Consider the following 12,479-nt stretch of genomic DNA (forward strand, 5'->3'; position numbering starts at 1 on the left):
TATTAAAAAATGTTAAGAGTTTTTAACTACAGGAATACGCAGTCTTTGGTTCAGGGCTTACCCATAGGGCTAGAAACCGGGTTTCTACGAGTTTTGGAAGAACGAGAAATATAGGAAGAAACCCGGTTTCTGAGGTCAGCGTGTGTGGCTAATGACTGATGACAATTAATTGTTAATCATAGCTGCAATTCGATCGCGCTCTAACTCTCGACCGATCAGCACTAATTTGGTTTGACGGATCTCGGAAGATTGCCAAGGGCGATCGTAAAAATATTCTATCCGAGAGCCCACACCTTGCAACACCATCCTCATCGGTTTCTTGGGAACCGCCACAAACCCTTTAATCCGATAGATTTCCTCCTGCTGCATCAAGGATTGCAGTTTTTTCACCAAAGCTTCAGGTTCAAATTCGCGATCGGCAATAAAGTAAGTCGAGTTAATATCATCATCGTGCTCGTGTTCCTCCTCAGTGTCGTGGTGACTTGGGCGAGACTCCAAATCATCCTCAACCGCCGCATTAAATCCCATTAACACATCCGGGTTAATTTCGCCACCTTTGCAGGGCACAATTTTCACACTCGGACGTAACTCTTGCTGCAACCAGCTTTGGACTTTCTTGTGAGTTTCCACATCTACGCGATCGACCTTCGTTAAAAGTACCATATCGGCACAGGCTAACTGGTCTTCAAACAATTCCTCGATCGGAGTTTCGTGATCTAAACTATCATCAGCCTGCCGCTGTGCCATCAAAGCATCGATATCACCGACAAAAGAACCGCTAGCAATAGCTTCGCAATCGACAACAGCAACCACACCGTCTACAGTAGCACCCGTGCGAATTTCCGGCCAGCGAAAAGCTTGAATCAAAGGTTTAGGAAGTGCGAGGCCCGAAGTCTCAATTAAGATACAATCTATTTGCTCTCTACGCTTCAACAATTCCTGCATAGTGGGCAAGAATTCCTCTTGAACAGTGCAGCAAAGACAACCATTTGTTAGTTCAACAATATTGCTGCTGACATTTTCTTCTTCGTCGCAAACTTGGCAATCGCGCAGCAGTTCTCCGTCAATTCCGATTTCGCCAAATTCGTTAACCAGAACAGCAATGCGGCGACCTTGATTATTTTGCAATAAGTGGCGAATTAAGGTAGTTTTACCGCTACCAAGAAAACCAGTGATGACAGTAACAGGAATTTTGTGCATTGATAATTTAGTTGTTGTACTGTGATTGAATATCTTTCAATTTTGGGTCAGTCAATTGCTGACAGGAAACTCGTTAAACCGACATTCCGGCAGGGGTTTAAACCCCTGCCTCAAAGCGAAAGTCCTCTCAAGAGGACTAATGAGTTTAAATTTTTTATTCTCAGTCCTCTTTAGAGGACTTTCGCTATTAGCCAGGGACTTAAGTCCCTGGCGGATTGGTGGTCTTAGTTATCGCCGATGGGCCGAGCATGGTAAGGAGAAAAACTCTAATTTGGTAGTGGTGGAATCTTTGCTAAAACACCTTTTTTCAGAGCTTGAGGACGCTCAGACCAAGGCAACAAACCGTCTGGTTTAGCATAGTATTGACCCGCGCATTCGAGTACCGCCTCGACGCTTTCCGACTCATTTGCTGGTAAATCGCCAAACAGATAAGTGTACTTTCCAACAGCAGCAAAAGACACCGCACAAGAGTGACTACAAGCACTCATGCACTCAACCTCTTGAATCTCAAACTTATCAGAAAACTCCCAATCTTTAGCGAGTTGCGACAAATTTTCCATAAATTGTTGACCGCCGCTTTTACCTTCGCGCTTGCCGTTTTTCCAAACACTAGCGCAAGCAGTGCAAACAAATAGACTGTGCTTTGTGCGTACAGCCGTGTTAATTCCATCCATCATCCGTACCTCGCAGATGCGTTCAAAAGTGAGTTATATATCGGCGGGCATTCTGACTTGAGAAACCCCAAGGGTTTCATTACAGTTGCGGGACAGCGCCGGACTTGCACCGAACTTTCCCCGTTTCCTCTAACGGCTGCTCCCCGCTAGAACCGATCGCGAAATCACATCATACCGCACTTACCGCCAATCGATTTTAGATTTTAGATTTTAGATTTTAGATTTTAGATTTTAGATGGGAGAAAGCGAGCCCAGGGATAAATCTGGGGGCTGGTTTAGTAGTTTGTAGGATGCGCCACAAGCACCCTACAGATTACAAATTATGCAGTTTCGTGCTGCCGCCATGCGGGATGCCACAGCAATTCAGCAGTCGATCGCTTCTCGACCATTTCAGGAGTAATCATACAGTTAGCCACATCCTTGCGAGAAGGCAACTCGTACATCACATCCAGCATTAACTCTTCTAAAATGCTGCGGAGAGCTCTCGCGCCAGTTTTACGACGATAGGCCTCTTGGGCGATCGCCCGTAGCGCTTCCGGCTGGAATTCCAACTCCACGCTGTCCATCTTCAACAGCTTTTGATACTGCTTCACCAGCGCATTCCGGGGCTCGGTCAATATCTGCATCAAAGCTGCTTCATCCAGGGGCGAAATCACCGTCACCACCGGTATCCGCCCCACAAACTCAGGAATTAAACCAAACTTGACTAAATCGTCCGGCTGTACCTGCTGCAAAATATCAGCGGCCCGCTTATCCTTCGCCGGCAAAGTTGAGTTGGTGTCGCTTTCTGTTGGCTGAATAAAGCCCAAGGATTTTTTACCCAAACGCTGTTCAACTATTTTTTCCAAACCGACAAAAGCACCGCCACAAATAAATAGAATTTTGCTAGTGTCAACTTGAATAAAATCTTGGTAAGGATGTTTGCGGCCGCCTTGCGGGGGCACGTTAACCACTGTTCCTTCCAACATTTTTAGCAGCGCTTGCTGCACTCCTTCTCCCGATACATCTCTAGTGATCGAAGTGTTTTCGCTTTTGCGAGCAATCTTGTCAATTTCATCAATATAAATAATGCCCCGCTGCGCCGCTTCCACATCAAAATCGGACATTTGCAACAGCCGCAGCAAGATATTTTCTACATCGTCGCCGACATATCCAGCTTCTGTCAGTGTCGTCGCATCAGCTACGGCAAACGGAACTTCGAGCATTTGCGCCAAACTTTGCGCTAACAAAGTTTTGCCACAACCTGTGGGTCCTACTAGCAGGATGTTGGATTTTTGCAATTCTACATCGCTGTCAGGGGAAGACTTGTCGCTATCTTTTACTTGGTCAACGCTCAAGCGCTTGTAGTGGTTATAAACTGCTACAGAAAGGACTTTTTTTGCTGAGTGCTGGCCGATGACGTGGTTGTCTAAATGCTGCTTAATCTCTGTTGGTTTCGGAATTTGACCTAAAACAATTTTCGATTTATTCGATCGACCTGGGCGCCTGGTTCCTTGTCCCTGAGACTCTCGCACCTCTGATTGGGGAATCTGTTGGCCAATTGTTTTACTGGAGTCAAAGAACTCCTCCTCTAAAATTTCATTGCACAGTTCCACGCATTCATCGCAAATGTAGACGCCGGGCCCAGCTATTAACTTGCGGACGTACTCTTGCGACTTGCCGCAAAAGGAGCATCTGAGATGGGAGTCATATTTTGACATATTTGCCTCTTACTTTACGGTTGCGGTTGCTTGTTTCGACTGGGGAAGTTGCCGCGGGAGTTACCTTAGCTGTGCCCTAGAGGGGTTTCCCGATCGGACACCCAAGCCAGTCAGTCGATTTTAGATTTTAGATTTTAGATTTTAGATTTACTCCACAGATGAATTTTGGAGCTGAACTAGGGTCTAAAATTTGGGGCTCTGCACGACTTAAGTCGGGGGCTTGTCTCGGTTTTTTGGCGCAGTCAAGCTTCGCGATCTCTGTTTCTAAGTTAACACTTTTGAGGCTTTAGTGATTAGTCATGAGTCATGGGAGCCAATTTTAATTTTTCATTTTCACTTGAAAATAAAGCCGCACGGGCTTACCATTTTTTGTATTCCAAAAATTTTCCCGACATAATTATTTTCACTCGATCGCCTTTTGGGTCTGCTTCTTTCTCGACATCCAAAGTAAAGTCGATCGCGCTCATAATCCCGTCACCAAATTTTTCGTGAATCACTGCTTTGAGTGGCATCCCGTAAACCTGCATAATTTCATAGAAACGATAAATCAGCGGGTCAACCGGAACCGAGGATTCCAAAGAACCTTTTAACGGAGGTTCACAGAGAACCGCAGCCGTCTCGCTATCTAGTCCCAAAGCCGATACAATTTTCTCGGCTTCATCTGCTGATGCGGTAGCTTGACGGTAAAGAACCGCCGCAATCCAAACTTCGTCGCGCCCCAAAACTTTTTCCAAATCTGCAAAACTAATTCCCTTAGCTTTTTTAGCAGCCAAAAGCTTTTCTGTAATTCCTGAAATTGCCATTAAATATTCTCCCCTTCACTTCAGTGCCAGATGTGCAATATGTCTCACATTTTGGGGATTTTGTCAATACCAAATTGATAAAAAAAATCAAATTGATAGCTCGGAACTTCAGCAAAAGCTGGTCTCGTCTACCCCCACAACTCATACAATTTGAGATTTGAGATTGGAAATGTTAGATTGGCAATGACTGATGACTACCAGGGTTGAGAGCTAGTCAACAGTTGCATTATTTTTGCCAACTCGTATCACAACCGCTAAATCCTAAAATAACTCCTAACTGCCCAGGGGCAATCGTACAGTTGGCAGTATATGTAACAAAAGTTACACACGCCAAGGCCTTCGGCATTCGGCAAACGGGTGAATTTTGATCGTGCTAGCCTGAAGCTCAATCCTCGCTCACGCAGCCAAAGCCCCTTTACCACTCAAAATCGGCAACTGACAAAAGTATTGTAAAACTTCATTGAGTTTATAAGCAATTATAAACAATAATGGTATTCTATTGTTGTGAGTGTTGAACAAGGAATACGCATCGCCCAAAAAACGCAACTCTCAAATGCAACTAACACAGAGGCACATCATTAAATCAACGTCACACCGTTTCGCCCAAATAGACGAACTAGCTTTCAAGTCCAAAAACCTCTACAATGCCGCCAATTACGTCATTCGTCAGAGCTTTATTTATGGATGGGGTTATGTCAATTACAACGAAATGAACCGATTGATGAAGTCTCACGAAGCATATAAGGCTTTGCCTGCTAAAGTAAGTCAGCAAATCTTAATGGTGCTAGACAAGAATTGGAAATCGTTTTTTGAAGCCATTAAAGCTTACAAAGCTGACTCTTCAAGATTCACGGGTAGCCCAAAATTGCCAAAGTACAAAGATAAGACTAAAGGGCGAAACCTTCTCGTCTACACGATTCAAGCAATTAGCAGCAAACAGTTGAAGAAAGGAATCATTAAACTTTCCGGCACTGAACTTTCAATTAAAACCCAACTCAATCCCAACCAGATTTGTCAAGTTAGACTGGTTCCGAAATGTGATTCCTATGTAATTGAGGTGATTTATGATGAAGCGGAGTCCACCCTTGGCAATGCCAACTCTGTAGCTAGTATTGATTTAGGACTGGATAATTTAGTGGCGTTAACTTCAAATCAGCCGGGATTTATCCCTTTGTTGATTAACGGGCGACCATTAAAATCGATTAACCAGTTCTACAACAAACGCTGTTCACGATTACAATCCCAGTTGAAAGGGAATCGCAAAACTTCACCCCGGATTCAGCGCTTAACTCGCTGTCGCAATCAGAAAGTTGACAATTACTTACATCATGCCAGCCGCCTAATTATTGACATTTTAACGGCCAAGCAGATTGGGACGCTAGTAATTGGCAAGAATGCACAGTGGAAAACTGGAATTTATCTAGGGAAGCAAACCAACCAAAACTTTGTCAGTCTCCCTCACGCTCGACTAATTGAGATGTTGGAAAACAAAGCTTGGTTGGCGGGAATTAAGGTAATCGTGCAGGAGGAATCCTACACGTCGCGGTCAAGTTTTTTGGACTTAGACCCAATCCCTGTTTACGGAAAAACTGATAAAGAGCCTGTGTTCACTGGTAAGCGGCTCAAGCGAGGTTTGTACAAAACATCGACTGGTCAGTTAATTAATTCTGATATCAACGCTTCGTACAACATCCTCAGAAAAGCAATCCCAAATGCCTTCAGCGATGGGATAGGGAGCTGCGTAGTTCAGCCGAGGCGGGTTAATCCGCTCAAAGTAAAAGTGAAGGGGGAGGGACTTGAAGCCTCCCATGCCTATAAATGACTATACTTTTACCAGCTATGGAGATTCAGACCAAAGATTACACGATCCAGTACGATCGCACTACGCAAACAGTCACCTGTAGCGGGTCGTTCCGACTCAGCCAGGTGGAAGAATACGCACCGATCGTCGATCTGCTCAACGAAGTGGCTGACTCCTGCCCAAACACGGTGACTCTAGACTTGCGAAAGCTAGAATTTTTAAATAGTTCTGGAATTAATATTCTCTCAAAATTTGTGATCAAAGTGCGCCAGCAAAAAAATATTCAAATCGCCATCAAAGGTTCTAAACAGATCCCCTGGCAGATAAAATCCCTGAAAAACTTGCAGCGGCTGATGCCTTCCTTGCACTTAGAATTGGAATAATAGCGAAAAAGGTAGACAGTAATCCCCGGCTAAGTCCGCGAACCAGGATCGGGGTGGCTGAAGTTAATCGGAATAAGTCATAGTTAAACTAGCACAAAACCATAAAAAACTTCAGAACCGACTAAAATTTACCAATTTTCAATTGCTATGCAGGAAGAACCATCGACAGAACAGCTACTTTTCGACGTTCAGCGGCTGAGTGCGGAACTTGAAAACTTGAAGCGCGAAAAGGTTGACCTAGAACTTTTGCTGGAGACTACCACCGAACATTCAGATACGATGGAAGCTCACTTGCTGAGCAAAGCTCAGTTGGCGCTGCGTTCCAGCGAAGAGCAGTTTCGGGCGATCGCCTCGGCAACTCCCGTGCCGATATTAGTTTCTCGCCTCTGTGACGGCTTGATTATGTATGCGAACGCTCAATTGGCTTCTCTCCTGAGCATACCTCTAGAAAAATTGATCGGCTGCAGCACTCCAGACTTTTACTTCAACCCCGCCGATCGCCCAAAGGTACTTGAGGCACTTGCTAAAGAGGGATACCTGCAAAACTACGAACTCCACTGTAAAAAATCAGACGGCACCGCTTTCTGGGCCATGATCTCGGTTCAGTCGCTGGTGTTTAACGGCCAGCCGACGGCATTGTGCGCCTTGTACGACCTCACCCAGCGCAAGGAAGCAGAACAAACCCTCCAAGAGAGCGAAAAGCGCCTCCGCCGCCAGAGTTTGGCTTTGTTGCAGCTAGGTAGGCAGAGGACTCTCAACAGCGGTGCGCTGAATGTGGGAATTCGCGAAATTACCGAGGCTGCAGCCCGGACTTTGGATGTCGAAAAAGTCAGCGTCTGGCTTTACAACCATGGAAGATTTGGAAATCGCTACCCCAGCGATCCCCAGCTAAATTTTACTGAGAGATTACTCGCCCACAACCAAACAGAGGCAATCGAGACAGATACCGCTGCCCCAGAGCAACACGAGGGAGTTAATCATTCTAAGTTTAAAATCCCCAACCTCAAATTAGTTTGTCTCGACGTGTACGATCGCACCCAGGAGAATCATTTGAGCCGGGAGTGCATATCGGCAAGCGATTTAAATTTATCAATTTTAGATGTTGAAGGCGACGCACCGCGCGAAAATTTGCGATCGGACAATGGTTTAGAACCTACGACAAAGACTCAAAACTCTCTACAAACAAATTTGTCCCACTCATCTTCCCTCGCCGAACATTCCGGTGTGCTGCCAAATGCCAGCAAGCCGAATTCATCCATATTAAATGTAGCAATTAGGCTCGGTGGCCAGATCGTGGGCATTCTCTCTCTCGAACATATCGGCGCGCCCCGCCAGTGGGCTCTGGAGGAGCGCACCTTCGCTGATTCTTTGGCAAATTTGGTAGCACTGGCGATCGAAGGATTTGAGCGCCAGCGGGCTCAGGAAGCCCTTTCCAAAGCCAAAGCACAGCTAGAAATGACCGTCGATCAGCGCACCGCTCAACTCACCACCGCCAATAAACTGCTCCGCATCGAAATTGCCGAGCGCAAAAGAGCCGAAATAGCCTTGCAAGAAGCCTTACACAAAGCTGAAGCAGCTTCGAGAGCTAAAAGCACTTTTTTAGCCAATATGAGCCACGAGCTGCGGACACCGCTCAACGCGATTATCGGTTACAGCGAAATGCTACAAGAAGAAGCACGGGAATCGGGACTCGAAGAAATCATTCCCGATACCCAAAAAATTTATAACGCCGGCAAACACTTGCTGACTTTAATTAACGATATTCTAGACCTTTCTAAGATAGAAGCCGGTCGGATGGAGCTTTATTTAGAAAAATTTGACCTCTGTAATTTAATAGAAGAAGTTGTTGCTACTTTGCACCCTTTGGTCGAAAAAAATCACAATCAATTGCAAGTTTCTTGCTCTGAAAATTTGGGAGTGATGTATGCAGATTTGACTAAAGTCCGGCAAATTCTGTTCAATTTGCTCTCGAATGCCCTGAAGTTTACCGAAGGTGGAACGGTGCTGTTGAGCGCGACTCGCGAACCCGCAGGCGACAGCGATTGGGTTTATTTACAGGTATCTGATACGGGGATTGGAATGTCGGCCGAACAGCAGCAGGGTTTGTTTCAACCTTTTATTCAAGGGGACGCTTCGACTACTCGCAAGTACGGCGGCACCGGTTTAGGATTGGCCATTAGTCGCTTGTTTTGCCAGATGATGGGCGGCGATATTACTGTTGAGAGTGAGTTGGATGTTGGCTCTACTTTTACGGTGCATTTAAATGCAAAAGTTGATATTAGTTAGAAACAAGTTGGGCAACTAGCAATGTAGGGGATTTAAGGGATTTAACGGGTGGGAATTTTTCCCGAAATTGTGTACCGGATTTAACGGATTTAACGGATGGCAAAAGATGGAATAATTTCCCCATTACCAATTTTCCAATTACCAATTACCCATTACCAATTACCCATTCCCTTTTTAATTGTGACACCGATCGCGATCGACCTCTGTTGTCGATCACACAGTAGCATTTTTTTTCAGCCTAGAATACCTATATTATTCCAAGATTGTCCTGCAGGCACGATCGGGGGCCTCGCTGCATTCACAAGTCCCACCTCAACCTAATTAAGGCGGTGGGGGGTTGCTTCCAGAAAGGCAATTTGGTAAAAGTAATGCTATGGTCGCGAAGCAGTAGAAGGCAAAATTTAACAGGAAATCAGGAAGTTTCAAAAGTCTCTGGACGCAGAAACACAATTCTGCTTTTTGCCTTCATACTGCTTCTACGGGCGAGATAGCATTGCTGCTGAAAGCAATGCACAATTTCTCAGAATCAAAGGAGTGCATCTACATGATTAAACCTTGCAGTCAACCGCTAAAAATAAACCCTTTTACTTGTTATCGCGATCCGGCTACAGGCAGGTGGACTACTGTAGTTACAAGTGTTCCAAACACTGGCGAAACAGACTCTAGTTTAAAAGCAGAAGCCGAAGGCGAAAACGAAGGTAAAACAGAAACGATCCTTTCTGCTTCGCCTGCTGTCTCGGTGTCGAAAAAAGTCCTTTCTTTCTCCCTGCCTCCGTTTAAACACCGTGCCAAAAAATCTGCTGTTAGTGTCAGCAGGTAGCTATAGCAGGGGTCTAATCTAGTTTCCACGGTTAGTCCCCAACGCTCGCCCAACTAAACAAAACAAACTTATCCATAGCCTAAACGACCAAAAAGCGATATACTGGCAGCAAACTTTCTCCTTCAATATTCGTGAAGTATTTGCTCGATCGCTGCCTCCACTTTGTATGGACAGACCGACCAATTCGCCAGCGGGGAACAATCATCGTTGCTATCCCCATTATTTTTCTGTTTGCTTCACTGCTAGCAATTGCACGCCTCCGGCAGATTACCATACAGATAAGAGAACGAGCAGATACTAATAGGGCAATACTTCAGGAAACTAACCGCTTGTTAACCCTCGTGGTAGATGCGGAAACGGGCATTCGAGGTTACGGGTTGACGAAGCGCCGCGCATTTCTCTCACCCTACTTAGAAGCCAAGAAGAGTTTGCCTCCGCTGCTGGCTGAACTCAAGGTTATGGTTCAAGAAAATACACTGCAAGCTCAGCGATTTGAAGATATCAAAAAAAGTACCGAACAGCATATAAATTTCTTGCAAAACACTTTGAATAAGCTCGACAGTTCGGCAACAAGCGTGCCGTCGCCGGAAATAATTGAGGTGTTCACTCAAGGCAAATTGAGGAGGGATAACCTGCGTGCAAAAATTAATGTGTTTGCTAATGCAGGCGAAGCCTACCAGAAAGCTCTAGATCGGCAAAGACGGGGTTTGATAGATTTCACTAATTTTGTGCAAGTTGCTGGTTTGCTTTGCGGCTGTTTTGGTGCCGGGGCTTCCTGGTATTTATTTGATGGTTTAGAGAAGGAATTAAGGAAGCGGGAAGCAGGCTTGGAAGAAAGTAAAAGTCGCATTCAAGCTGTGGTAGACAATGCGGCTGACGGGATTATCACTTTGGACGCACGGGGAAATATTGAGTCTTTTAATAGGGCAGCAGAAAAGATTTTTGGCGAGAAAGCCGATCGAATAATTGGCTCTAACTTGCGGCGACTGATAGCTCAACCCCAGCCTTACAGCACCGTGGGGGATTATTCGATCGAATATTTTGTGTTACATCCAGATACTACGCTGAAGACTTACCAACAAGAAACAGTTGGAATTCGCCACGACGGAACTAAGTTTCCGATGGATTTAGCTATCAGCGAAATGCGTCTGGCAAATCAACACTTGTTTATTGCGATTTGCCGCGATGCCAGAGGACGCAAACAAGCCGAGGAAACTCTGCGAAAGCAAGCGCAAATGCTGGATTTGGCCAACGATACGATCGCGGTACTAGACTTGAATGGAGCGATTTCTTATTGGAATTTAGGGGCCAAGTGGCTCTACGGGTGGCGGAAGTCGCAAGCAGTAGGAAAAAATATTCACAAGCTTTTACAAACAGAATGGGTTCAACCTTTTGAGGCAATTCAAAAAGTATTTTTCGAGAAGGGTTCTTGGCAAGGAGAACTGGTGCGAACTAAGAAAGACGGGACAAAAATAACGGTGGCCAGCCGGTGGACTTTGCAGCGCGACGAGCAAGATCGACCGATCGCTATTTTGGAAATCAGCAACGATATTAGCGATCGCAAACGCTCAGAAATTGCTTTAGCCCAAAGCGCCCAGCGGTTTCGCGCTACTTTTGAGCAGGCGGCAGTCGGCATGGTGCAAGCGAGTGTGGAAGGCAAATTTCTGTTAGTCAATCAAAAACTTTGCGATATTTTGGGCTACAGCAGGCAAGAATTGCTGGAGAAAAGATTTCAGGAGATTACTTGGCCTGGAGATTTGGCAAGTGAACAGGAACTTGTGCGCCAATTGTTAGCAGGAGAAATTGAAAATTTCTCTTTGGAAAAGCGCTACATCCGCAAAGACGGAGAGTTGGTGTGGGCAAACTTGACGGTTTCGCTGCTGCGAGAAGAAAATGGCACTCAATTTTTGATGAGTGTGGTTGAAGATATTAGGGATCGCAAACAAGCGCAGGAATCGCTGCGGTTGCGCGCTCAAGAATTGAGGTTAACAGCCCAAAATCTGGCTCAAACGACGAATGTTTTAAGAAAGCGGAATCAAGAATTAGACCAGTTTGCTTATGTAGTTTCTCACGATTTGAAAGCGCCACTCAGGGCGATCGCCAATCTCAGCAGTTGGATAGAAGAAGACCTCAGCGAGTCGATGACAGAGGATACTCTGCACCAAATGAACCTGCTGCGGGGCAGAGTTTACCGCATGGAAGGTTTGATTGAGGGACTGCTGCAATATTCCCGCGTCGGACGGATTCAAGTGCCTTCGGAAATGGTAAAAGTTGAGAATTTATTAGCCGAAATTATTGATTCGTTGGCGCCGCCGTCTGGATTTGAGGTGAAAGTTGAACCGGAAATGCCAACTTTTGTGGCAGAAAGATTGCTGTTGCAGCAGGTTTTTTCTAATTTAATTAGCAACGCAATTAAGCACAACCGAGCTGAATCGGGTCACGTAAACATATCGGTTAAAGAGTTAGATGATTTTTACGAGTTTTCTGTAGAGGATGACGGGCCGGGAATTGATCCTCAATATCACGATAAAGTTTTTGTGATTTTTCAGACCTTGGAAGCTCGTGATAAAGTTGAAAATACTGGGATTGGTTTGTCGCTGGTGAAAAAAATTGTCGAAGGTCAAGGGGGCACTATTTCCCTAGAATCTGCCGAAGGTGAGGGAGCAACTTTTCGGTTTACTTGGCCGAAGCAACCTATTAGCCAAGACGGAAAATAAAACAACTTTAAAGGTAGGATGTTTAGGAATGAGAATTAAATAACTTCCACTCTTGAAAGTGGGATGGGCGTCCCGCCCGTCCAAAAAGGACGGGC

9 protein-coding genes and 1 riboswitch are annotated in these 12,479 nt (G+C 45.4%); of the genes, 5 read left to right on the plus strand and 4 right to left on the minus strand.

Annotated elements, in window-relative coordinates; genetic code table 11:
- Positions 1–165: 165 nt before the first annotated feature.
- The 4 genes from cobW to cynS all read right to left on the minus strand — a co-directional run bounded on the left by cobW (position 166) and on the right by cynS (position 4,377).
- Complete coding sequence (gene cobW, locus QUA88_RS20735) at positions 166–1,200, minus strand: cobalamin biosynthesis protein CobW (protein ID WP_333055973.1); 1,035 nt, start codon at positions 1,198–1,200, stop codon at positions 166–168.
- A 266-nt stretch (positions 1,201–1,466) separates the two neighbouring features.
- Positions 1,467–1,877 (minus strand): DUF1636 domain-containing protein, encoded by a 411-nt coding sequence (locus QUA88_RS20740; protein ID WP_332960812.1) that lies wholly within the window; start codon positions 1,875–1,877, stop codon positions 1,467–1,469.
- 22 nt (positions 1,878–1,899) lie between these two features.
- A riboswitch (cobalamin riboswitch) is annotated at positions 1,900–2,046 on the minus strand.
- Positions 2,047–2,194: 148 nt separating this feature from the next.
- Positions 2,195–3,574 (minus strand): ATP-dependent protease ATP-binding subunit ClpX, encoded by a 1,380-nt coding sequence (clpX, locus tag QUA88_RS20745; RefSeq protein WP_333055974.1) that lies wholly within the window; start codon positions 3,572–3,574, stop codon positions 2,195–2,197.
- 359 nt (positions 3,575–3,933) lie between these two features.
- Complete coding sequence (cynS, locus tag QUA88_RS20750; RefSeq protein WP_333055975.1) at positions 3,934–4,377, minus strand: cyanase; 444 nt, start codon at positions 4,375–4,377, stop codon at positions 3,934–3,936.
- A 553-nt stretch (positions 4,378–4,930) separates the two neighbouring features.
- On the opposite strand from cynS, the gene QUA88_RS20755 reads away from it, so the two are divergent.
- From QUA88_RS20755 to QUA88_RS20775, 5 genes are all read left to right on the plus strand, one after another.
- Positions 4,931–6,199 carry a transposase gene (locus QUA88_RS20755; RefSeq protein WP_333055976.1) on the plus strand — a complete coding sequence of 423 codons (1,269 nt, stop codon included), beginning with the start codon at positions 4,931–4,933 and terminating at the stop codon, positions 6,197–6,199.
- A gap of 17 nt (positions 6,200–6,216) precedes the next feature.
- Entirely contained in the window at positions 6,217–6,561 is a 345-nt protein-coding gene (locus QUA88_RS20760) for a slr1659 superfamily regulator (RefSeq protein ID WP_333056031.1), read from the plus strand.
- 147 nt (positions 6,562–6,708) lie between these two features.
- Entirely contained in the window at positions 6,709–8,847 is a 2,139-nt protein-coding gene (locus QUA88_RS20765) for an ATP-binding protein (RefSeq protein WP_333055977.1), read from the plus strand.
- A 544-nt stretch (positions 8,848–9,391) separates the two neighbouring features.
- Positions 9,392–9,667 (plus strand): hypothetical protein, encoded by a 276-nt coding sequence (locus QUA88_RS20770; protein ID WP_333212169.1) that lies wholly within the window; start codon positions 9,392–9,394, stop codon positions 9,665–9,667.
- 131 nt (positions 9,668–9,798) lie between these two features.
- Positions 9,799–12,384 carry a PAS domain S-box protein gene (locus QUA88_RS20775; RefSeq protein ID WP_333273553.1) on the plus strand — a complete coding sequence of 862 codons (2,586 nt, stop codon included), beginning with the start codon at positions 9,799–9,801 and terminating at the stop codon, positions 12,382–12,384.
- Positions 12,385–12,479 lie beyond the last annotated feature (95 nt).

It is taken from the genome of Microcoleus sp. D3_18_C2 (genome assembly GCF_036702395.1).
Taxonomy (GTDB): Bacteria; Cyanobacteriota; Cyanobacteriia; order Cyanobacteriales; family Microcoleaceae; genus Microcoleus.